The following is a 20013-nucleotide window of genomic DNA, read 5'->3' on the forward strand; positions in this document are numbered from 1 at the left end:
CGAGATGAAAGTAGCATTTGCGACTCAGGATCTTGAGCGGGTTGACGCTCATTTCGGCTGGGCGAAAAACATATCGATTTACGATGTGACGCCGGGCGGAAACCAATTCCTGGAGACGATCGCTTTTAACGGTGATCTTCAGGAAGATGGTAATGAAGACAAGCTCGAGCCGAAGATTGCCGCGATTAAAGATTGCGCAATCCTTTATGTGGCGGCGATCGGTGGTTCGGGCGCGGCGCGTGTCGTGGCCAATAATATCTTCCCGATGAAAGTCAAAGAGCCGGAATCCATTACTGATTTGCTGGATAAGCTTCAAGACGTTCTGAAAGCGCCGGCGCCGCCCCCATGGTTGCGGAAAGCCTTGGCCAAGAGCGGCGAAAAAATTGAAACCGATTATGATGATGATTGAGGTGAGTGATGTCTGAAGCGGCAGTAGCAACGCCTGATTTGGCGGCGATGGATACGGTTTTTGTTAAGGAACTCGTCAAGCAGTGGCGCGCTCAGGATATGCATGGCACCTGGGAGGGCAAGAGCGATTTTGATCTGATCGAGCCTTATATCGTGGACAAGGTGAAGCGGAAAGAAATTCCGATGGTTGGCGATCCGGATCCTGAGACGATCTGGCGCCTTGAACTCTTCTACAATGCGATCGGTTTGACCATCGAGCGCGAAACCGGTTGCATGGTTTCGCCGATGATTAAAATGTCGCATGAAGGCTTTGGCCGCATCATTCTCATGGCCGGCCGTTTGATTGTCGTAAACAAGATGCTGCGTGACGTGCATCGCTATGGTTACGACAATCTGAATAAATTGGCTGATGAGGGAGCAAAGGCGGTCGCCGCGGGTGTTGCGATGATCGAAAAGTTCCCGGAAGTCGCGAAATACTAACAAGCTGCAGAAAAAGGGGCGCTCAGGTGAGTGAAGTTGACGAATTGAAGGCCGAAATTAAAAAGCTTTCAGCCAAGGCGATGCAGGCCAAGATGGATCTGCATGATTTGTCGGAAGAACTCCCCATCAATTGGCAGCAGATTCTGAGCGTTGCGCAGCGCGCCCATGAAGCATTTGAAACACTTGAAAGCAAGCGGGCCGAATTGAACAATAGTTCGGCCTCTTAACAAGTGTAGCCAAGAGGATTTTTCCAATGGAAGAAAAGAATACACGCGACGGTCGCATGTGGGAGCCGGAGTTTCTCACAGCGATTGATCCGGAAACCTGTATTGGTTGTGGTCGTTGCTATAAGGTTTGCGGCCGCGATGTCATGACCCTCAAGGGCGTCAATCACGATGGCGACATCGTCGAGCTCGAAGATGAGGATGATGACGACTTCGATCGCAAAGTCATGGCGATGAATGATATCGGCGCCTGTATCGGTTGCGGTGCGTGTGCTCGTGTCTGCCCCAAGGATTGCCAGACTCATACCAAGGCCAGCGAAGCTGAACCCCTCGGAGCATGAGGTTAGTCTGATGCAGCATGTTGATGGAGCCTGCGTGCCTCTTGATCTTGCTGTTTCAGCCGATCGGAGCACGCCCGAGGAAAGTTTCGATAGACAGGTCCTTGGGCGGCTTGTTCTGCATATTCTGGTGGAAATCAAAACAGGGGTTTTGCCTCATTCCCAAGATTTTGGCTTGGATGAACCCCTTTACCGCGAGCTTCTTGCCTTTCTTCATCTAGATCATCTTCAGCACTCGACCGGATCGGACCCCGAGGCTCCTGAAGCGGATGAAGAAGAATTGATGCTGAGGGGCCTGCTGCTCCAGCATACGTCCGAAGGCGATCGGATCGGCGTCTGGCTCGCTGGTATTATCGCGCATCGATCCCTTAAAGATAACCATCTCTGGGAAGATCTCGGCCTTGCCGAGCGTTCGGATCTGCGCCGTTTGCTAGAACAGCATTATTATTCGTTGGCATCGAAAAATACCCGCAATATGCGCTGGAAGCGTTTCCTTTATCGCTCACTTTGCGAGGCGGAAGGCTTCACGATGTGTCCTTCGCCGACCTGCGATTCCTGTTCCGAATTCACGGTTTGCTATGGTGACGAGTCCGGTGAGGCGGTTCTTGCGCGCAATGCCCGCGCCGCGCGCCTGGGTCTTCAGGAAGACATTGCGCATTAAAGCGGGCCTCTTAGACAAATTTTCCTATTACTTGAACGATACTTCCCTTTGTGACCTTTTGCTTTCGAAGCACTAGCGTGTTTCGAAATTGGATACCCAGCTGGGAAGGGGCGCGGATAGAAACTGCTAAACGGCAGGGGCGGCCTTGCGCCTTTTGATCGGCTCGATGGGTTCCTCTGCACTCCTGTTTTTCATGTGTCGGCCGCTTTCATCCGTCATGCCGTAAAAGCGGGCATTGGCTTTATTTTCGTGCTGTTATGCTTTTTGATAATAATCAATGCCCTTGAGGCGAGGTTTTCCCTTTTCCCTTTCTGGTCATGGTTTATGGTTGACGCACCGGCTTTCTCGTTCCGGTTTGTTTGATGATCGCATGCCTCGACACGGGTGTGCGACATGTTTTGTTGGGATTATGACAGTCGATCTTTTGGCGTTGAATGCACGAAATCAAAGGCTTATATTCTGGTATGCTGTTTGCTTGTAATCGTGCATATAAGTGATGGAGGTTTCCACATGATTTCCCTTACCGACAGTGCGCTCAGCGCTGTGAAATCCGCGTTGATGCGTTCTGGGAAAGAAGGAGCGGGGTTTCGCGTCAAAGCGGAAGCCGGTGGATGCGCAGGTTATAAGTATCAGATCGGTTTGGATGCTCAATCGCGCGAAGGCGACACGATTGTTGATGCCGGCGATGATGTGAGAGTCTTTGTGGATTCCCTTTCGCAGCCTTTGCTAAGCGGGATGCAGATCGACTTTGTCGAGAGCCTGGAAGGCGCGGGTTTCGTGTTCGAAAACCCAAATGCGACGAATTCCTGCTCTTGCGGTAAATCTTTTAGCTGAGGAACGCGCAATGTTGAATCCGGCGGAAAAAATAGTCGAAAAAGCTCCCGAAGAAGGGGCTGCTGAAGTCGTCTCCGATGCTGTTGCTGCGGCGCGTCGCCAGCTCATTGCGGAAACGATCGAAAGCATTCGGCCGAATTTGCAGCGCGATAAAGGCGATTGCGAGCTGATCGATGTCCAGGGCGATAAGGTCTTTGTCAAAATGACCGGCGCCTGCGTTGGCTGTCAATTGTCCTCGATGACCTTGAATGGCGTTCAGGCCAAATTGGTCGAGGCGACTGGCCGCATGATCCGTGTCATTCCGGTCAGCCCTAATCTGCCCAAGCTGTAATTGTCTTCGCTCGGATCGTGAGAATGGGCTTCATACCTTGGGTGTGAGGCTCTTTTTCGGGCCGAGGTGGTTTGATGGTGGCCTCTATGACGCGTTCCGTAATGGATCTGGCGAAGACGCCTATCATTCTTAACGATACGACTTTGCGGGACGGAGAGCAGGCGCCAGGCGTCGCTTTTTCTCCCGAAGAAAAAATAGCGATCGCGCGGGCCTTGGCGCTGGCCGGGGTTCCTGAAATTGAAGCCGGCACGCCGGCCATGGGGGAGCGGGAAATCGCCGCGATCAATGCGGTTGTCGCTGAGGGGCTCCCTTCGAAAATCATTGCCTGGTGCAGGATGGTGCCGCAGGATATTGATGCGGCGGTGGCATCCGGTGTCGGCATGATCAATCTTTCATTGCCCGTGTCCGATATTCAGCTCAAGGCCAAATTTGGCGCTGGTCGAGCCTATGCGCGCGAACTCATCGGCCGTTTCATTCCCTATGCGCGTGACAAGGGTTTGGAAGTGGCTCTCGGATGCGAGGATGCTTCACGCGCTGACGTAGATTTTCTCCTAGAAGTGGCAGAACTTGGTGCGTCCCTGGGTGTCAGGCGTATGCGCTTTGCCGATACACTCGGTGTGCTGGATCCTTTCATGACTTTTGCCATGATCGAGCGATTGCGGCAGGCGAGTGATCTGGAAATTGAAATTCATGCGCATGATGATCTCGGCTTGGCGACCGCCAATACTTTGGCGGCATTGAGAGCCGGTGCCACCCATGCGAGCGTCACCGTGGTGGGACTCGGCGAAAGAGCGGGCAATGCGCCACTGGAGGAAGTCGCCGTTGCCGTTGAAGCGCTTTATGGTTTTACGACGGGCGTCGATTTGACGGCTTTGGCGCAGGTCGCGCAGGTTGTGACAAATGCCGCGGGCCGTTCTATTCCGGAGGCCAAAGCTATCGTGGGTGAAGCCGTCTTCACACATGAATCCGGAATTCACGTCGACGGGTTGCTCAAGGATTTACACTGTTATCAAGCCTTGGATCCGGCGCTTTTGGGGCGTTCGCACCACGTGGTTCTTGGGAAACATTCCGGCTTGCGCGCGGTGACGAATGCCCTGGCTGAACAAGGTCTCAGCGTTTCAGCGGACGAGGCTAAATTCGTGCTGGCACGAATCAAGCTCTATGCGGAGCAGGAAAAAGCTTCTGTTCCAGGCGACATTTTGCTCGATTTCTATCGTGAAGCGAAAGTCGCGAGCGGGCATGCGGTCGATGCCTGGACCTCGCTTGTTATCAATTGAATGTGATTTTCGCTTTTACCGGGCAGAGAATCCAGGCGAAGACGGGCGCTATCGGCCGTTTCGTTTGAGGTTGGCCCGTTGCGGAAATTTGAGCGGCCGGGCTTTCCGTTCCGGTGATTTCGTGATCGCTGAGGGAGAATGTGCCGGGAATGAAGAATAATGTTCGGAGTTAAAAAGAAATTAGGGGCAAAGATAAGCAAACTAGAGCACTTGTAAAAAGACCCGGATTTGGTTCGAATTATTCTAGTTTAGACAGCTTTTAAAGTAACGAGCGTGACGACCTATAAAAGCTGAATGTCCTTCAACCCGGTTCTCTTTTTTCGATTGATTGTCATCAGTTCGCCATGTTATGGGACCCGAGGTTTAGAGTCGGAATGTCTGTTTTTTCTGTCTTTATGGCTGGTAGAACGCGAGAACGGCCTATGGTCCTTCCTCAGATAAATCCAGCCAAGCCCGTGTCGGGATTTCAGCGCTAAAGCTGGGCGCTTCGCGGGTGTGACGGCTGGTTTTCGGAGCCGCCGATCATGGCAACACCTCCTGTAAGGAGGGGGCGGTCGGAAGGAAGCTCTGCAAGGAAATCGATCTTGATCGTTTGTCGGGGCGCTGTTTGAGGCAACGTTCCGTGGGTCGTTGTGAGGATCGATCGCCGAATTGTCAAAGGCCCGCCCAAATGAGCACGTTCGCTGCATGGGGTGATGGTCCGGGCGGCGCGCTCGGGTGGTCTCACGGAAAGAGGTGAGGCATTCGTGACATATGAAAGGCACGTGAGGTTATGAGCGATACATTGAAAACCTTGCAGACGATGTCATCGGCGGAAGATTTCTTCAAGGTGCTCGACGTTCCCTACGACCCTAACAAGGTCAATGTCGTGCGTATGCACATCATGAAGCGAATGGGACAATATCTGGCGACGGAAGATTTTGAAGGTCTGCCGGACGATGAAGTCAAGGCACGCTGTAAGGCGACTCTGGAGCGGGCCTATGATGATTTCCAGAAGTCGGATCCGATGAAGGAGCGTGTCTTCAAGGTTCTCAAGGAAGCGGTCCAAGAAAAGACGGTGGCTCCGCCGCCGATCGTGCCCTTCACTGATCTTTTGAAGTAGTTTCTCCTTTTGAGAGAAGCTTGTTTATTCCATGCTGAATTTCGGATCGCTAAGAATACAATGTGAGGCTTTTGTTTCTACGTTGTTGTTCGGGGATGGTCCGAAATTTGCTGACTAAATCTATTCCACGTCATCCATGATCGAGAGGTTTCATAATGCATATCGTCGTCTGCATTAAGCAGGTGCCGGACTCTGCGCAGATTCGTGTTCATCCTGTCACCAATACGATTATGCGGCAGGGTGTGCCGACGATCATCAATCCTTACGATCTGTTCTCCCTTGAGGAGGCGTTGCGCTTGCGCGACAAGTTCGGTGGCGAGGTGACTGTCGTGACCATGGGGCCGCCCATGGCCGATGCGTCCTTGCGTAAATGTCTGACTTTTGGAGCCGATCGCGCCGTTCTGCTGACGGACCGCTTCTTCGCCGGTTCCGATACGCTCGCGACCTCCTATGCGCTTTCCTATTTGATCAAGAAGGTCGGCGAGGAATGGGGTGCGCCCGATATTATCTTCTGCGGCAAGCAGACGATCGACGGGGATACTGCCCAGGTTGGTCCTGGCATTGCCAAGCGCCTCAACCTCCTGCAGTTGACTTATATCTCCAAGATCGATGAATTCGATCTGGCCAAGCGTGAGATCACGCTGCAGCGTCGCGCCGAAGGCGGCATCCAGGTTCTCAAGACCAAATTGCCCTGCCTCGTGACCATGCTCGAGGGTACGAATGACATGCGCCGTGGCTCCATCGAGGACGCGTTGCGCGGTGCTCGTTCGGAAATCGTCACCTGGAGCGCGGCAGAGGCCGGTATTCCGGATCTCGCTCTGTGCGGCTTGCGTGGGTCTCCGACCATCGTGAAGAAAGTGTTCGCGCCGGCGCCGCGTGATGAGAAGGCTTTCCAGATCGACGTGCAGGACAAATCCGCGAATGATATTTCCGAAGCGCTGATCGCGGAAATCAATCAGCGGCAGCCGGGTCTTGAACAAGACATTCAAAAATTGGCGGCGGGCTTCTAAGCCATTTTTCCTGAAGGATATAGCCATGAATCAAAAAGCCCCAGCTAAAGCTCCGGCCGCCGCAGGAAACAGCCGCGCGAATACGAAGAAAGAGCTTCCGGAACATCTGAAGAGCTACAAGCACGTTTGGGTTCTTGTTGAACTCGAGCGTGGCGTCGTCCATCCCGTTTCCTGGGAATTGCTTGGGGAAGGGCGCAAGCTCGCCGATAAGCTGAAGGTCGATCTGGCTGCTGTCGTCCTGGGCGCCCCCGGCGGCACGGCCGACGCGATCAAGGACAGCTTCGGTTACGGCGCCGACCTCTGCTATGTCGTCGAAAATCCGTCGCTCGTCGATTATCGCAACGAGCCCTATACGACGGCCATGACCGAGCTGGTGAATAAGTACCAGCCGGAAATTCTGCTGATGGGCGCGACCAATCTCGGACGCGATCTGGCTGGTTCCGTGGCGACGACACTGCTGACCGGCCTGACGGCGGATTGCACGGAGCTCGACGTCGATAGCGACGGCTCGCTCGCCGCGACCCGTCCGACCTTCGGTGGTTCGCTGCTCTGCACGATCTATACGCTGAACTATCGCCCGCAAATGGCGACCATGCGCCCGCGCGTTGCGGCCATGCCGGTCTATCAGCCGGGTCGCACGGGCCGCGTCATCAATCATGAAGTGTCGCTGCCGGAAGATTCGATCATTACCAAGGTCCTGTCCTTCCTGCCCGACAGCGCGACCGGCAAGGCCAATCTGCCTTATGCGGATGTCGTGGTGGCTGGTGGTCTCGGCATGCAAAATGCTGAAAATTATCAGTTGGTGCGCAATCTGGCCGAGGTCCTGGGCGCTGAATGGGGTGGTTCGCGGCCCCTGGTGCAAAAAGGCTGGATTCCGTCCGACCGTCAGATCGGACAGACGGGTAAGACCATCCGTCCGCGTCTCTATATTGCCGCGGGTATTTCCGGCGCCATTCAGCACCGCGTGGGCGTCGAGGGCGCGGATCTGATCGTCGCCATCAATACGGACCCGAATGCGCCGATCTTCGATTTCGCGCATGTCGGTATTGTCGCGGATGCAACGAAAATATTGCCGGCGCTCACGGAAGCTTTCCGCAAGCGTCTCGCCCTGGCCGCCGCCCGGCCCGCGGCTGAGTAAAGGAGACGGACATGGCGGACGAAAAATTCGATGCGATCGTCGTAGGCGCCGGACCCTCCGGAAATGCTTGCGCTTATACTCTGGCCACCCGTGGCCTCAAGGTCCTGCAATTGGAGCGCGGTGAATATCCGGGCTCCAAGAATGTGCAGGGTGCCATTCTCTATGCCGATGCGCTGGAAAAGATCATTCCTGATTTCCGCGAGGATGCGCCGCTTGAGCGACACATTATCGAACAGCGCCTTTGGATGATGGATGATAAATCCTATTGCGGCGCGCATTACCGGTCCGAGGATTTCAACGAGGACAAGCCGAACCGCTATACGATCATCCGCGCGCCCTTCGACAAGTGGTTTTCTCGCCGTGTTTCAGAGGCAGGCGCCCTGATCCTGTGCGAAACCACGGTGACCGAATTGGTTCGCGATGCCCATGACAAGGTCATCGGTGTCCGCACCGATCGCGACGGCGCGGCGATCTATGCCGATATTGTCGTCCTGGCGGAAGGCGTCAGCGGTCTCGTCGGCGCCCGCGCGGGCCTGCGGTCCATTCCGAAGCCCGATACGGTCGCGCTCGCGGTCAAGGAAATGCACTTCCTGCCGCGCGAGACCATCGAAGCCCGCTTCAACCTCCAGGGTGATGAAGGTGTGGTGATCGAATCCGCTGGGACGATCACCAAGGGCATGGCCGGTACGGGCTTCCTCTATACCAATAAGGAATGTATCTCGATCGGCATCGGTTGCCTCATTTCGGATTTCACCAATAGCGATCAGACGCCTTACGGTCTGCTCGAAGCGTTCAAGCAGCATCCTTCCGTCAAGCCCTTGCTCGCAGGGTCCGAGGTCAAGGAATATGCGGCGCATATGATTCCGGAAGGCGGCTATAAGGCCATTCCGCAATTGTTCGGCAATGGCTGGCTGATCGTCGGCGATGCGGGACAATTCGTGAATGCGATCCATCGTGAAGGCTCCAACCTCGCCATGACGACGGGCCGCATCGCCGCTGAAACCATTCTGGATCTCAAAACCCGGAATGCGCCAATGACGGCGAATAATCTGGCCGCCTACAAGACTCGGCTTGATGAATCTTTCGTCATGAAAGATTTGAAGAAATATAAAAACCTGCCGAATGCTTTCCATAACAAGCATTTGTTCACGACTTATCCGCAGCTCATTTCCAAGGCAGCGCAGACCTGGTTCCGGGTCGATGGCGTGGACAAAAAAGCCAAGGAAAACGAGATCTTGAAATCCTTCTTCCGCACGCGGCGCGTCAAGGGTCTGCTTGGCGACGTGCTCGGAATGGCGCGTGGCTGGCGCTAAGTACAATTGGAAACGCCAGTCACGGATCAGATCCGCGTTTTCTCGTGAGGAATAAAGATGAGCACTGAAACCGAAACCAATGTTCGCGTGGAAGACAAGCTCTTCCAAAACCGTTATCTCGTGGATGCCGGCCGTCCCCATATCACGGTCACGCCGCATACGGTTCCCTCGCCGCGCCTCCTGGCCCTGACCCATGTCTGCCCGGCGGGTTGCTATACCCAAGCCGATTCTGGGCAGGTGGAAATCAGCACCGATGGCTGTGTGGAATGCGGTACCTGCCGCGTTGTGGCGGAGCCCTATGGTGAAATCACCTGGAATTATCCGCGCGGCGGCTTTGGCGTTCTGTTCAAATTCGGCTGATCAAACGCCATTAGCCGGCTGAAAGAGAAAAATCCTCGCGCGGGCGGCCTCCCGGTCACTCGCGCGCATTTATTTCTGGAACTTTTGGAGCAAAATTCCAAATTGTCCGCATTTCCTGTGACGTGCGCGAATTTTTGTGCAATGGTACGGATGTTGCTCACCTTTTTGGATATTGGTTCAAGCAAGAGAAGCGCGCAGGCACAATCATGATCAGAGCCCTTTCAGATGCTTTCGTTACGCCTTCAGCGGCGACACAGCAGCACCGGTCTCTGTTGGAAAAATATGGCCTGAGGGCTACCCGGCAGAGGCTCGGCCTCGCGAAGCTTCTTTTCAGCAAGGGCGACCGGCATGTCACGGCGGATACTTTGGCCGCCGAAGCCAATGCGTTGCGCATGTCGACCTCGCTCGCGACGGTCTATAATGTCCTCAACCTTTTCGCTCATGTCGGCTTGGTGCGCGGCTTGGCGATCGAAGGCACCAAGACGGTCTTCGATACCAATACGACCGATCATGGCCATTTCTATTTTGAGGAAACGGGCGAGATTGAGGATATCGGCCAGGCCACGGCCCAATTCGCCGATCATATTGTGCCGCCGGAAGGCTATGAAGTCTCACGGGTCGATGTCGTTGTCCGGTTGCGCCGTATCGGAGCGCCTGAAGTGAAAGTCACCGAGACATCGCTCTGCGATTGACCTTGATGCGCAAGATCCGCTTCGAAGATCCGAGCGGATCTTCGAAAGGTTCGTCATCGTTCTGTCTCTAGGGATGGACTAGGGTTCAACGCTGGACCTCCGATGGAGTCTTCTCTTCAGATAAAGACTCCATCGTTTTTACCAGGGCTTGCCGCCCATGGTCTGGCGCAGATGCACATAATCATAGAGATCGCTGAGCATGAAATGGCGGTTTTCCACGATGCGCATATGCGCGACCGTCATTTCGTCACCTGCCAGATAGCGATGCGCGGTCGTCCGAAAGGGTTCGGGCAGGCTGAGATTGAAATCTGAGGGCTGAACCAAGAGACGGAGAATCTGGTCGAACAGAAAACGGAAGCGTTCGTCTTCTGGCTCGAGATAGGCAGCGCCGAAGTCTTTTCCGTAGCGCTTGAACAGATCCATATAATCGTCGATATCGGGCTTATTCACCTGTCTGCCTTTCGCATGCCTTCCGAAAGATCGTTTTCTCTCCAATTCCCGGAGAGCCGGTAAGCAAGAGCAAATAGCAAAGGCATAGATCGTTCCAGGACGCAATCCGGGATTGTTTCGGTTGTCCTCGCGTTTCGGATTTATTGGTGAAGACCAGTGAAGAGGCCAGAGTCACAGGCCCAAGGGAAGGCTCATGAGCGTGCAAACCTCCGCCACCTGTTCCAATTGTCGCTTCTGGGAGCAGGGGGCCGCGATGGACCCGTCCGCCTTCGACGATCGGCCGCGTGGGACCTGTCGCCGCTCGCCGCCGCAGACGCGCTCCGATTTCGATCGGATCATCGCCGATTATCTTGCCGCCATCGCCAGGCATTTGAACCCGGAGAGTGAGGAAGAAGCCTTCGCGATCCATGACTCGGACGCGGCTTCTGAAACCTATTGGCCGTTGACGGTCGGCGAAGACTGGTGCGGGGAATATCAGCAACGGCCGTCTTGATCCACGAGGTCAAGCAAATGGGACCAGTTTGCTGAGGTAAAGGGGCCAGAAAAGCTCTGAAAATACACCCTGTACTTGGCGGGGCGTTGCAAGAGCGCGTCGATCCGATTATGCCTCGGCAATCATCAGGGTTCCTGTTCTGCGGAAGATCGGATAGTTCCGATCTGCTTTTGGGTCTTTCTGTAAGGGATGCGCTATGGATCGTCTTCTCGTGCTGGTGCGCCATGGTCAAAGCGATTGGAATTTAAAGAACCTCTTCACGGGGTGGAAGGATCCGGATCTAACGGAAAAGGGCATTGGAGAAGCTCAGGCGGCGGGGCGTGGTCTCAAGGCGAAAGGTCTTGCGTTCGATATTGCCTTTACATCCGCTCTGACACGCGCGCAGCACACATTGAAATTGATCCTCGGCGAATTGGGAACGCCCGATGTGCCGACGACGCGCGAACAGGCGCTCAATGAGCGTGATTACGGTGATCTCTCCGGGCTGAACAAGGATGATGCACGACAGAAATGGGGCGAGGAGCAAGTCCATGTCTGGCGGCGTTCCTATGATATCTCGCCCCCCGGTGGTGAGAGCCTGAAGGATACAGTGGCGCGGGTCTTGCCTTATTACTGCCAGAGCATTTTGCCGGCCGTGCTCGATGGCAAAAAAACCATTGTCGCCGCGCATGGCAATTCCCTGCGAGCCCTCGTGATGGTGCTTGACGGATTGACGCCAGAGACCATCCCCTCGATGGAACTTGAGACCGGTGTGCCGTTGATTTATCGCCTGCGCGCTAATTCGACGGTTGAAAGCAAGGAAGTTCTGAAACTGGGCTGAGGCCGAAGATCGCTATTCGCGATCCTTGGCAGCTTATTGAAACAAAGCATCGGGCATGATCCGATGCTTTTCGCGATTTGCGCCACAAACTTTAATATTTCTTAAGGATAAGACCGGTCTTCTTCCCTCAGGATATGTCGGTGCGAGTCGGGAGGGTGACCATGGAAAGGCTGGATATTCTTCTCGTCGATGACGATCTGCTGGTTCGTCACGTCATTGCCGATGAAATTGCGGAGGCGGGTCATTTCGTTTTGACCGTTGCTTGTGGCGAAGCCGCCTTGGAAGCCCTTGCCGACAATCCCGCCATCACTCTTGTTTTGGTCGATTATGCCATGCCGGGCATGATGGGGCCTGACCTGATCCGCGAGATCCGAAATCGGCGGCCTGACCTTAAAGTGGCGATGCTGACCGGCTATGCCGAAATCCTGCGCATGAACGAACGGCATGATGATTATCCGATCATCGCCAAGGGGCTGCGCATGGAGGAATTGATCAAGGCCGTGGAGGCGGCGGCGCGCGGCGAGGCGACCGAAGTGGCGGAGGATGCCGCCTCGACCCGAGTCGAAATGGTACTGGAGCAGATGGCGCCACGCCCAGCCGTCGAAGGCATCCAACGGCAGCTTTATACGCTTTACGAGCGGACCTTGCAGGACAACCTGCCGCAGCCTCTGACCAAATTGTTGGACAAGCTCGGCGACGGCGGCACGCCGTCCGATCCGCGCAAGCCCTCCTGATTGGTTTCCGTATTGGTTTTCCGGGGCCGGACGTGAGGCGGGCCGATGATTTTGGCGTAAGTCTGGCATATATAGCGGGATAATTGACCTGATTACCTCTTCGGATTATCTATTTGCCATGGCTTTGCGTTCGATCATCACCATTCCCGATCCCCTTTTGCGGCGTGTCTGTGACCCGGTTGCCGATGTCGATTCCGAGATCCGGCGGCTGATGGATGACATGCTCGAAACCATGTATGACGCGCCAGGTATCGGCTTGGCCGCCAGCCAGATCGCGGTCATGAAACGGGTCATCGTCATGGATGTCGCCAAACGGCGCAAAGGTGAGGATGGCGCCGAAGCCGATGTCGCGCCTCAGCCTTTGGCGCTCGCCAATCCGGAAATCCTCTGGGCCTCGGAAGAGCTTTCGACCTATGAAGAGGGTTGCCTGTCCATCCCCGATTATTACGAGGAAGTGGTTCGTCCGGCCCGCGTCCGTGTCGGCTATCTCGATCGCCAGGGGCAGCGGCAGGAATTGGAAGCCGATGGCATTCTTGCGACCTGCGTGCAGCATGAGATCGACCATCTGAACGGCGTGCTCTTCATCGATCATATTTCCCGTCTGAAACGGGAGAGGATCGTCAAGAAATTCAGCAAAGCCGCCAAACGGGACAATCATTCCGCTCCGAAAGAAAAGAGCAAGGCGGATAGCGAAGCCTGAGTTTTCCGAGTGACTGATCCGCTTCCGACGTAACGAGCGAAGCTCAAAGACGAAGGTTTCCCTTGCGCGTCGTGTTTATGGGAACGCCGGTTTTTTCCGTGCCGGTTCTGAATGCCCTGATCGAAGCGGGGCATCAGGTGGCGGCGGTCTATACGCGAGCGCCACGGCCTGCGGGGCGGCGCGGCCTGGATCTGACGCCGTCGCCCGTCCATCTCGCGGCGCAGCAGCATGATTTGCCCGTCGAGACGCCCAAAAGCCTGCGATCGGAAGAGGCTCTCGCGACTTTGCGCGCCTATGCGCCGGATGTTCTGGTCGTGGTTGCTTATGGGCTCATCCTGCCCAAAGCCATTCTCGATGTTCCGCCGTTTGGCGCGCTCAATCTCCATGCCTCGCTGCTGCCGCGCTGGCGGGGAGCCGCGCCGATTCAGCGGGCGATCATGGCAGGCGATAGCCAGTCCGGCATTGAGCTCATGCGGATGGAAGAGGGACTCGATACCGGGCCCGTCGGGCTTGTCGGCGAAGTGACCATTGGCCCCGACATGACCGGCGGCGAATTGCATGATCTTCTCTCGCTTCGCGCCGCCACGCTCATCATCGAGGGGCTGCAAAAGCTGGAAGCTGGAACGCTGACGTTCACGCCGCAGACCGAGGACGGGGTGATCTATGCCAAGAAGATCGAAAAGGTCGAGGCGCGGATCGATTGGCGGCGGCCCGCTCACGAGGTTTATAATCTCATCCGCGCCCTTTCGCCTTTCCCTGGTGCTTTCTTCGAGGTGGATCTCGGCAAGGGGTTGGAGCGCATCAAGATTCTGCGGGCAGAACTCACACACACGCCTGCCGCGCAGCCCGGTGAAATCCTTGATGCGGGCCTGAGCATAGCCTGTGGCGAGGGGGAAGGGAGCGGCGCGATCAAGCTTCTCGATATTCAACGGTCCGGCAAAGCACCCATGAGCGCCGAGGCCTTTTTGCGCGGCACGAAACTGCCTGCCAGCACCCGATTGCCGCTGCCCGATCTCCATGCCCCGCTATAAATTAACTGTCGAATATGACGGCGCGTCCTTTGTGGGTTGGCAGAGGCAGAAGAATGGGCTCTCGGTTCAGGAAGTGATCGAGACGGCTCTCTTGGCCATCAATGGCGCGCCGGTTGGCATTCGCGGAGCGGGCCGCACGGATGCCGGCGTTCATGCGAGTGCTCAAGTGGCCCATGCCGATCTTGCGCGGGAATGGCGTCCCGATGTCCTGCGCGATGCCTTGAACGCGCATATGCGTCCGGCTTTGGTCGCTGTCGTGGCGGCGGAACCTGTCCCGGAAACGTTCGACGCGCGCTTTTCAGCCATCCGCCGGCATTATCTCTACCGTATCATCAATCGCCGTGCGCCTCTGACCTTTGAGGCGGGGCGCGCCTGGCTGGTTAAACGCCGGCTCGATGCGCGAGCCATGCATGAAGCGGCGCAAGTCCTGACCGGACGCCATGATTTTTCGACCTTTCGGGCGGCGGAATGCCAGGCGGCGAGCCCAATCCGCACGCTGGAGCGTTTGGACGTGCAAGCCGTGGGCGATCTCATCGAAATCCGGGCGAGCGCGCGATCCTTCCTGCATCATCAGGTGCGCTCGATGGTGGGGTCGCTCGAAATGGTCGGTTCCGGCAAATGGAGCGCAGGGGATCTGCGGGCGGCTCTGGAGGCCTGTGATCGGCGCCGTTGTGGCATGGTCGCTCCGGCCGCCGGCCTTTATCTGACCGGGGTCGATTATCCTGAAGAAGGAGAAGAAAAAGGGGCTCAGCCCTTTTTCGGCGAATAGCCGATCTGCAGGGATTCCTGCGCGTTCTGAGTCAGGACATTCTGGATCTTGCCGGAGAGCGTTGCGAGAATCCAGGGCAATTGCACTTCGAGCCGAATGATCTCCTGCAAAACATGGACTTGCGCCGTGGCGGTCTGGCCGAAGGCGACAACCCTGAGATCAGCCCGGTTCTCGGTCCATACGGCTTCCGAGTAGGCGAGCTTATCGATATAGGCGGTGCGAAGAACATCGATGCGCTCGGCGATGCGTTTCTTGGCTTCCTCGGCGCTCAGCGCGTGCGGCAGGGTCACGATGATGGATTTCGACATGGCTTCTCCTACCTCAAGAGCCTGACTCTCATCAAATTGATCCTAAAAGTGGAGGCCACCCTAGGGCTGCTGCTTTTACATAAGCCGTCTCAAGCCGGCTTAAAGAGCCTGTGTACAGCAGGATGGCTTTCAAAAGGAGACACAGGACGTTCCATCGGCGCGCAGCACCGATTGCTGATGAAAACGCCTCTTATAAGCCTGACGAATGGCTTCGATCTTTTCGTTGGATTCGGTGTCGGGCACATAAAAGATGAGGAGCAGGCGGCTTGCTTCCTGGCTGGATCGTCCTTTGGAATCACGCCATTGGCCGGTGCCTTCAAACAGGCTGAGGCCTTGCGGGAAACGGGGTGTGACTTCGCGCGCGAGGAAGCGCGCGAAGGCTGTGTGGCTGACCGGCTTTTGCGATGATCCCGCGCCGAAGAAAAGCTCTAGCCTGGCCAATGTTTGGCAGGCACCGGTGGAAGGCTTGGCTTCCTCGGCTACGGCATGCCGCATCCCAGAAAGGCTCAAGGCGACAAGCGCCATAAGGCTTATCGATCGCCGCATGGATGATCATATCAAAATGGCGACAAAGATCAGGATGAGGCCGATGGTGGCCGCCATCCAGACCAAAGTCCGCGCGACGGGAATGCCCATGACATAAAGCGGCACATAGATGAGGCGGCCCCAGAAATAGAGGAGGGCACCCCAGGCTGTCAGGGCGCTTTCGCGCCCAGCCACATGGGCAATGAGCACGGCGGCGGCAAACAGGGGCAGGGTTTCGAACAGATTGGTTTGCGCGCGATAGAGGCGGCCAGCGATGATGCCATAGGGCGGCGGCGTGGTATCGCGCGCGCTCACGTTAAATTTCGCTCCCGTCTCTTTGGTCCGCGCGACGCCATGCGCGATGACTTGGACCAGGGCCAGCACCAGGGTCCAAGTCAGAAAGGTCAATTCGTTATTCATGAAAGGGCTCCGAAAGAGGCGGGGAGATTTTCCATCACCACGCCGACGCCCAATTTGGTCAGGTTTCGCGATATTGCCAAGCTGGAGTCCAGCTATTTGGTCTCGCCAGCGCGCAAAATTGTTTCCACGGCCTGATCCTGCGCTTTGAGCAAAGCGTCGTCGAGTTGGGCCTGCGAAGCAAAACGGCTGTGCAGCAGTTTGCCGAGGACGCGGACTTTAATGACATCTTGCCGGAAGGGCCAAGGAGTCAGGACGAGTTCGGCGGGGTCATGATCGACCGGCCGCAGGCGCAGGTCCGTCGTCTCACGTCTCGTCATCGGCACGTTCCGATAAAATTTTTCGCTTTTTACTCCGAAACAAATGTCGAGAGAGAGGCGATCGAGCACGCCGATCAAAAGGCGGCAATGCTCCAGGGCTTGATTGGTGACGACATTGGAAAATTGCGGATTGGCGCGGAGCTGGCGCAGCCATTCCTCCCGTTGCGCCGCCAAGGCATCAAGAAAGGCATGAACTTTTGCCGCATGGGCCGGTTCAGCCGTTTTGGGGTCAAAGGCAAACCCGTAGATCGTGACGGCATGGAGCGAAACGAGGACAGCGACAAAACGGCCGTAGATTTGCGCCGTGCCAATGCCCTCGCGCCAGAGTTTCATGTGAACGTCGCCCGGCACCTCGAAAAACTGCTGGGGCAGGCCGGTCTTTTCATTGAGGGCAGGCGCTGCCTCCCATTCTTGCCAGCCAAGATCATGCTGCTCGGTGGCGAGACAGACATCTTCAAAGGGCTCGGGGGGAGCGAAATGCGCGTTGCCCCATTGCCGCGCGAGCTGGCCCGATAACCAGGCATGGCTTGGCTGGGAAAAGGCGATGGTTTCCAAGCCTTCGGAACGCAGCAACATGGAGACCTCGTCAATTTGCCATTCTGGAACGTTGAAGGGCTCGGGGATGTTCAGGCTGTTTACAAGCGGACCTCGTGCTCGGTTCCAAAAGAAGGAAACCGCTGCCTCCTAAAGGAAGATGATCGTGGGTTGAGATTGATGTAATCCGCACCACCTGAATCCCAATCGAAACACGTTATCTTGATGATACTTTACTTAAAGTCGGTTGCGGTGGAGCTGAAAGAATGGAGCGTCCCCTCACCAACGGAACAAGAATGGTGATCACCTGCGCTGAGTTGCAGACGCTCATCGATGCGCTCGCAGCCCGAAACTACCATGTCGTTGGACCGAGGGTGCGAGACGGCGCGATCGTCTATGACGGGATCACCCGGCTTTCCGATCTCCCCAGCGGCTGGACTGATCATCAGGAGCCGGGCCGTTATCATCTGGAACGCCGCCAAGATGAGGCTTTGTTCGGCTTTACTGTCGGTCCCCAGGCGTGGAAACGGTTTCTGCATCCGCCTGTAGAGACGCTTTTGACCATGAACAAAGGCGCAGAGGGGATCACAATCAGTCCCGGAGAGAGAGCCGCGCCCAGATTTGCTTTTCTCGGTGTGCGTGCCTGCGAGATCCACGCCATAGCCATTCAGGATCGGGTTTTCTGTGACGGGCCATACCCCGATGCAACCTATGTGATGCGCCGGCGCGATGCCTTCATCGTGGCCGTCAATTGCGGGGTTGCCGGAGGCACATGCTTTTGTGTGTCCATGCAGACGGGGCCGAAAGCACATTCGGGTTTTGACTTGGCGTTGACGGAACTCATAGATGGCCGTGCTCACGAGTTCCTTGTTGAGATCGGCAGTGAAGCCGGCGCCGATGTGCTCGAACAGGTCACACATCGCCCGGCCTCTGACCAACAGATAGCGGCTGCGGAAGCAATCATGGCCCATACGGCTAGCCAGATGGGACGTAAGCTGGAGACTGATGGAATCAAGGACCTTCTCCAGGGCAATCCCAATCATCCGCGCTGGGATGCTGTCGCCGCGCGTTGTCTGACGTGCGGCAATTGCACCATGGTCTGCCCGACCTGTTTTTGCACCACGGTCGAGGATCACAGCGATCTCATGGGAACATCCGCCGAGCGAGTGCGCAAGTGGGACTCCTGTTTCACTATGGATTTCTCCTATATCCATGGTGGCAGTGTGCGGAAGACGGGTGTTTCACGTTACCGGCAGTGGATGACGCACAAGCTCGCGAGCTGGATCGATCAATTCGGCACGTCGGGCTGTGTCGGCTGTGGCCGTTGCATTACCTGGTGCCCGGTGGGCATCGACATTACGGAAGAGACGGCCGCCATCAGGGCCGCTCCGCACCCCGCCCGAGGGCAACAGCATGGAGAATCTTGAGCCTGTTCTGAGGCAGCATCCATTCTTCGCCGGTTTCGCTCCGAAGCATTTTGAGCTCGTGACAGGCTGTGCCCGCAATCATCGTTTCGAGGCAGGGCACTATCTGTTTCGTGAAGGCGAGCCTGCAAATGAGTTCTTCCTGATCCGTCACGGCAAAGTCGCTCTCGAAATCGTCGCGCCAGGACAAAATCCGATCGTCTTTGCGACGCTTGGCGATGGAGAGATCGTCGGTGTGTCCTGGCTCATCCCGCCTTACCAGTGGACATTCGACGCACGCGCTGTGGAACTCACCCAGGCCATTGGCGTCGATGCCGCATGTCTGCGCGGGAAATGCGAAGCGGATCACCATTTCGGCTATGAGATGATGAAACTTTTCCTGCCGCTCCTGGTGCAGCGGCTCCAGGCGACCAGACTGCAGATCCTCGACATCTATGGAAAGCATTGACATGGGTGTGATGGACATGAGTGCCACCGATATGGGCTTGATGCCATGCCCCGATCCATTCCTCCCGCAGCTCTATCGTGTCAGTCGGGTTCTCCGCGAGCTTTCCGACACCGTGACACTCGCACTCACCTCTCTCTCAGGCTCGCGGCCCGCTTTTGAGCCGGGGCAGTTCAACATGCTCTCTGTCTTCGGTGTCGGTGAGGTGCCCATCAGCATAAGCGGAGGCAGCGCGGATGATGTCGTTTTCGTGCATACTATCCGCGATCTCGGCGCAGTGAGCGGAGCCATCGCAAAGCTCCAGCCTGGCACGACAATCGGCCTGCGTGGCCCATTCGGAATGGGCTGGCCCGTCACTGACGTTGAAGGCGCGGATATTGTCATCGTGGCCGGAGGTCTCGGCCTCGCGCCGCTGCGCCCGGCCATCTACCAAATCCTCGCCAATCGCAACCGTTACGGTCGCGTTGCCATTTTGTACGGCGCCCGCACCCCGAATGACATCCTCTACCGTCGCGAATTGGAGCAATGGCGTCAGCGGTCGGACATGGATATCGAAGTGACTGTCGATCATGCGAGCCCCGACTGGCATGGCAATGTGGGCGTTGTACCGGCGCTGGTCTCGCGCATGGCTTTTGATCCCCATGAAACAATCGCTTTGCTCTGCGGACCGGAAGTGATGATGCGCTTCACCGTGAGTGTTTTGCGTGCGGTAGGCCTGCCTTCGGATCACATCTATCTTGCGATGGAACGCAACATGAAATGCGCCATTGGCCTCTGTGGTCATTGCCAGTTCGGGCCGCTCTTTGTCTGCAAGGATGGGCCAGTCATGCGGTTCGATCGAATCGCCGATTTCTTCTCCATCCGGGAGATCTGAG

General features: G+C 56.4%; 28 protein-coding genes. 23 read left to right on the plus strand and 5 right to left on the minus strand.

Annotated elements, in window-relative coordinates; translation table 11 throughout:
- The first annotated feature begins 4 nt into the window (after positions 1-4).
- The 14 genes from nifX to irrA all read left to right on the plus strand — a co-directional run bounded on the left by nifX (position 5) and on the right by irrA (position 10168).
- The gene (nifX, locus tag BIND_RS02430; RefSeq protein WP_012383489.1) at positions 5-409 is read left to right on the plus strand and encodes a nitrogen fixation protein NifX; all 405 of its coding nucleotides are present in this window, start codon (positions 5-7) and stop codon (positions 407-409) included.
- Positions 410-417: 8 nt separating this feature from the next.
- Complete coding sequence (locus BIND_RS02435; protein WP_012383490.1) at positions 418-888, plus strand: NifX-associated nitrogen fixation protein; 471 nt, start codon at positions 418-420, stop codon at positions 886-888.
- A gap of 26 nt (positions 889-914) precedes the next feature.
- On the plus strand, positions 915-1115 hold the full coding sequence (locus tag BIND_RS02440; RefSeq protein WP_012383491.1) for a CCE_0567 family metalloprotein: 201 nt from the start codon (positions 915-917) through the stop codon (positions 1113-1115).
- A 26-nt stretch (positions 1116-1141) separates the two neighbouring features.
- Positions 1142-1453: a ferredoxin III, nif-specific gene (gene fdxB, locus BIND_RS02445; protein WP_012383492.1), complete on the plus strand. Its 312-nt coding sequence runs from the start codon at positions 1142-1144 to the stop codon at positions 1451-1453.
- Positions 1454-1463: 10 nt separating this feature from the next.
- A complete protein-coding gene (locus BIND_RS19945) occupies positions 1464-2111 on the plus strand; it encodes a nitrogen fixation protein NifQ (RefSeq protein ID WP_012383493.1) in 648 nt (215 codons plus the stop codon).
- 510 nt (positions 2112-2621) lie between these two features.
- A complete protein-coding gene (locus tag BIND_RS02460) occupies positions 2622-2945 on the plus strand; it encodes a HesB/IscA family protein (RefSeq protein ID WP_012383494.1) in 324 nt (107 codons plus the stop codon).
- Between the two features lie 10 nt (positions 2946-2955).
- Positions 2956-3276: a NifU family protein gene (locus BIND_RS02465; RefSeq protein ID WP_012383495.1), complete on the plus strand. Its 321-nt coding sequence runs from the start codon at positions 2956-2958 to the stop codon at positions 3274-3276.
- Between the two features lie 86 nt (positions 3277-3362).
- A complete protein-coding gene (gene nifV / locus BIND_RS02470; RefSeq protein WP_244395942.1) occupies positions 3363-4553 on the plus strand; it encodes a homocitrate synthase in 1191 nt (396 codons plus the stop codon).
- Between the two features lie 772 nt (positions 4554-5325).
- Complete coding sequence (nifW, locus tag BIND_RS02475) at positions 5326-5655, plus strand: nitrogenase stabilizing/protective protein NifW (protein WP_012383497.1); 330 nt, start codon at positions 5326-5328, stop codon at positions 5653-5655.
- Between the two features lie 155 nt (positions 5656-5810).
- Entirely contained in the window at positions 5811-6665 is an 855-nt protein-coding gene (locus tag BIND_RS02480) for an electron transfer flavoprotein subunit beta/FixA family protein (protein WP_012383498.1), read from the plus strand.
- 25 nt (positions 6666-6690) lie between these two features.
- Complete coding sequence (locus BIND_RS02485) at positions 6691-7803, plus strand: electron transfer flavoprotein subunit alpha/FixB family protein (protein WP_012383499.1); 1113 nt, start codon at positions 6691-6693, stop codon at positions 7801-7803.
- Between the two features lie 11 nt (positions 7804-7814).
- Complete coding sequence (locus tag BIND_RS02490) at positions 7815-9116, plus strand: FAD-dependent monooxygenase (RefSeq protein WP_012383500.1); 1302 nt, start codon at positions 7815-7817, stop codon at positions 9114-9116.
- Positions 9117-9173: 57 nt separating this feature from the next.
- A complete protein-coding gene (locus BIND_RS02495; RefSeq protein WP_012383501.1) occupies positions 9174-9476 on the plus strand; it encodes a ferredoxin family protein in 303 nt (100 codons plus the stop codon).
- A 206-nt stretch (positions 9477-9682) separates the two neighbouring features.
- Positions 9683-10168 (plus strand): iron response transcriptional regulator IrrA, encoded by a 486-nt coding sequence (irrA, locus tag BIND_RS02500; RefSeq protein WP_012383502.1) that lies wholly within the window; start codon positions 9683-9685, stop codon positions 10166-10168.
- Positions 10169-10306: 138 nt separating this feature from the next.
- Here the strand turns inward: irrA and BIND_RS02505 are convergent, their stop codons facing one another.
- Positions 10307-10618 carry a hypothetical protein gene (locus tag BIND_RS02505; RefSeq protein ID WP_012383503.1) on the minus strand — a complete coding sequence of 104 codons (312 nt, stop codon included), beginning with the start codon at positions 10616-10618 and terminating at the stop codon, positions 10307-10309.
- Between the two features lie 193 nt (positions 10619-10811).
- On the opposite strand from BIND_RS02505, the gene BIND_RS02510 reads away from it, so the two are divergent.
- The 6 genes from BIND_RS02510 (at position 10812) to truA (ending at position 15165) form a co-directional block, all read left to right on the plus strand.
- The gene (locus BIND_RS02510) at positions 10812-11111 is read left to right on the plus strand and encodes a hypothetical protein (RefSeq protein WP_012383504.1); all 300 of its coding nucleotides are present in this window, start codon (positions 10812-10814) and stop codon (positions 11109-11111) included.
- A gap of 196 nt (positions 11112-11307) precedes the next feature.
- Positions 11308-11931: a 2,3-bisphosphoglycerate-dependent phosphoglycerate mutase gene (locus BIND_RS02515; protein WP_012383505.1), complete on the plus strand. Its 624-nt coding sequence runs from the start codon at positions 11308-11310 to the stop codon at positions 11929-11931.
- A gap of 161 nt (positions 11932-12092) precedes the next feature.
- Positions 12093-12665, plus strand: a complete 573-nt coding sequence (locus BIND_RS02520; protein ID WP_012383506.1) for a response regulator — start codon at positions 12093-12095, stop codon at positions 12663-12665.
- A 118-nt stretch (positions 12666-12783) separates the two neighbouring features.
- Positions 12784-13365, plus strand: coding sequence for a peptide deformylase (gene def, locus BIND_RS02525; protein ID WP_012383507.1), 582 nt, complete (start codon positions 12784-12786; stop codon positions 13363-13365).
- A gap of 62 nt (positions 13366-13427) precedes the next feature.
- A complete protein-coding gene (gene fmt / locus BIND_RS02530) occupies positions 13428-14396 on the plus strand; it encodes a methionyl-tRNA formyltransferase (protein ID WP_280109993.1) in 969 nt (322 codons plus the stop codon).
- On the plus strand, positions 14383-15165 hold the full coding sequence (truA, locus tag BIND_RS02535; protein WP_012383509.1) for a tRNA pseudouridine(38-40) synthase TruA: 783 nt from the start codon (positions 14383-14385) through the stop codon (positions 15163-15165). Before fmt ends, truA begins: the two co-directional genes overlap by 14 nt.
- Here truA and BIND_RS02540 read toward each other — a convergent pair.
- The 4 genes from BIND_RS02540 to BIND_RS19950 all read right to left on the minus strand — a co-directional run bounded on the left by BIND_RS02540 (position 15144) and on the right by BIND_RS19950 (position 17311).
- A complete protein-coding gene (locus BIND_RS02540; RefSeq protein WP_012383510.1) occupies positions 15144-15473 on the minus strand; it encodes a polyhydroxyalkanoic acid system family protein in 330 nt (109 codons plus the stop codon). The two genes, truA and BIND_RS02540, sit on opposite strands and share 22 nt — an antisense overlap.
- Before the next feature lie 129 nt (positions 15474-15602).
- Positions 15603-16019 (minus strand): DUF3574 domain-containing protein, encoded by a 417-nt coding sequence (locus tag BIND_RS02545; protein ID WP_148210539.1) that lies wholly within the window; start codon positions 16017-16019, stop codon positions 15603-15605.
- A 6-nt stretch (positions 16020-16025) separates the two neighbouring features.
- The gene (locus BIND_RS02550; protein ID WP_012383512.1) at positions 16026-16418 is read right to left on the minus strand and encodes an MAPEG family protein; all 393 of its coding nucleotides are present in this window, start codon (positions 16416-16418) and stop codon (positions 16026-16028) included.
- Positions 16419-16510: 92 nt separating this feature from the next.
- A complete protein-coding gene (locus BIND_RS19950) occupies positions 16511-17311 on the minus strand; it encodes a DUF3891 family protein (RefSeq protein ID WP_012383513.1) in 801 nt (266 codons plus the stop codon).
- 224 nt (positions 17312-17535) lie between these two features.
- On the opposite strand from BIND_RS19950, the gene BIND_RS02560 reads away from it, so the two are divergent.
- Genes BIND_RS02560 through BIND_RS02570 form a run of 3 tightly spaced genes read left to right on the plus strand, consistent with a single transcriptional unit; the run spans position 17536 to position 20012 of the window.
- Entirely contained in the window at positions 17536-18696 is a 1161-nt protein-coding gene (locus tag BIND_RS02560) for a 4Fe-4S dicluster domain-containing protein (RefSeq protein WP_012383514.1), read from the plus strand.
- The gene (locus BIND_RS02565) at positions 18683-19141 is read left to right on the plus strand and encodes a Crp/Fnr family transcriptional regulator (protein WP_012383515.1); all 459 of its coding nucleotides are present in this window, start codon (positions 18683-18685) and stop codon (positions 19139-19141) included. Before BIND_RS02560 ends, BIND_RS02565 begins: the two co-directional genes overlap by 14 nt.
- Before the next feature lies 1 nt (position 19142).
- The gene (locus BIND_RS02570) at positions 19143-20012 is read left to right on the plus strand and encodes an FAD/NAD(P)-binding protein (RefSeq protein ID WP_012383516.1); all 870 of its coding nucleotides are present in this window, start codon (positions 19143-19145) and stop codon (positions 20010-20012) included.
- Position 20013 lies beyond the last annotated feature (1 nt).

The sequence above is a fragment of the Beijerinckia indica subsp. indica ATCC 9039 genome, assembly GCF_000019845.1.
Lineage (GTDB): Bacteria > Pseudomonadota > Alphaproteobacteria > Rhizobiales > Beijerinckiaceae > Beijerinckia > Beijerinckia indica.

Bases quoted from the DNA above. Each gene is read 5' to 3' on its own strand.
- nifX (WP_012383489.1), top strand. From the start codon at position 5: ATGAAAGTAGCATTTGCGACTCAGGATCTTGAGCGGGTTGACGCTCAT.
- BIND_RS02435 (WP_012383490.1), top strand. From the start codon at position 418: ATGTCTGAAGCGGCAGTAGCAACGCCTGATTTGGCGGCGATGGATACG.
- fdxB (WP_012383492.1), top strand. From the start codon at position 1,142: ATGGAAGAAAAGAATACACGCGACGGTCGCATGTGGGAGCCGGAGTTT.
- BIND_RS19945 (WP_012383493.1), top strand. From the start codon at position 1,464: ATGCAGCATGTTGATGGAGCCTGCGTGCCTCTTGATCTTGCTGTTTCA.
- BIND_RS02460 (WP_012383494.1), top strand. From the start codon at position 2,622: ATGATTTCCCTTACCGACAGTGCGCTCAGCGCTGTGAAATCCGCGTTG.
- BIND_RS02465 (WP_012383495.1), top strand. From the start codon at position 2,956: ATGTTGAATCCGGCGGAAAAAATAGTCGAAAAAGCTCCCGAAGAAGGG.
- nifV (WP_244395942.1), top strand. From the start codon at position 3,363: ATGACGCGTTCCGTAATGGATCTGGCGAAGACGCCTATCATTCTTAAC.
- nifW (WP_012383497.1), top strand. From the start codon at position 5,326: ATGAGCGATACATTGAAAACCTTGCAGACGATGTCATCGGCGGAAGAT.
- BIND_RS02480 (WP_012383498.1), top strand. From the start codon at position 5,811: ATGCATATCGTCGTCTGCATTAAGCAGGTGCCGGACTCTGCGCAGATT.
- BIND_RS02485 (WP_012383499.1), top strand. From the start codon at position 6,691: ATGAATCAAAAAGCCCCAGCTAAAGCTCCGGCCGCCGCAGGAAACAGC.
- BIND_RS02490 (WP_012383500.1), top strand. From the start codon at position 7,815: ATGGCGGACGAAAAATTCGATGCGATCGTCGTAGGCGCCGGACCCTCC.
- BIND_RS02495 (WP_012383501.1), top strand. From the start codon at position 9,174: ATGAGCACTGAAACCGAAACCAATGTTCGCGTGGAAGACAAGCTCTTC.
- irrA (WP_012383502.1), top strand. From the start codon at position 9,683: ATGATCAGAGCCCTTTCAGATGCTTTCGTTACGCCTTCAGCGGCGACA.
- BIND_RS02510 (WP_012383504.1), top strand. From the start codon at position 10,812: ATGAGCGTGCAAACCTCCGCCACCTGTTCCAATTGTCGCTTCTGGGAG.
- BIND_RS02515 (WP_012383505.1), top strand. From the start codon at position 11,308: ATGGATCGTCTTCTCGTGCTGGTGCGCCATGGTCAAAGCGATTGGAAT.
- BIND_RS02520 (WP_012383506.1), top strand. From the start codon at position 12,093: ATGGAAAGGCTGGATATTCTTCTCGTCGATGACGATCTGCTGGTTCGT.
- def (WP_012383507.1), top strand. From the start codon at position 12,784: ATGGCTTTGCGTTCGATCATCACCATTCCCGATCCCCTTTTGCGGCGT.
- truA (WP_012383509.1), top strand. From the start codon at position 14,383: ATGCCCCGCTATAAATTAACTGTCGAATATGACGGCGCGTCCTTTGTG.
- BIND_RS02540 (WP_012383510.1), bottom strand. From the start codon at position 15,473: ATGTCGAAATCCATCATCGTGACCCTGCCGCACGCGCTGAGCGCCGAG.
- BIND_RS02545 (WP_148210539.1), bottom strand. From the start codon at position 16,019: ATGCGGCGATCGATAAGCCTTATGGCGCTTGTCGCCTTGAGCCTTTCT.
- BIND_RS02550 (WP_012383512.1), bottom strand. From the start codon at position 16,418: ATGAATAACGAATTGACCTTTCTGACTTGGACCCTGGTGCTGGCCCTG.
- BIND_RS19950 (WP_012383513.1), bottom strand. From the start codon at position 17,311: ATGTTGCTGCGTTCCGAAGGCTTGGAAACCATCGCCTTTTCCCAGCCA.
- BIND_RS02560 (WP_012383514.1), top strand. From the start codon at position 17,536: ATGGAGCGTCCCCTCACCAACGGAACAAGAATGGTGATCACCTGCGCT.
- BIND_RS02565 (WP_012383515.1), top strand. From the start codon at position 18,683: ATGGAGAATCTTGAGCCTGTTCTGAGGCAGCATCCATTCTTCGCCGGT.
- BIND_RS02570 (WP_012383516.1), top strand. From the start codon at position 19,143: ATGGGTGTGATGGACATGAGTGCCACCGATATGGGCTTGATGCCATGC.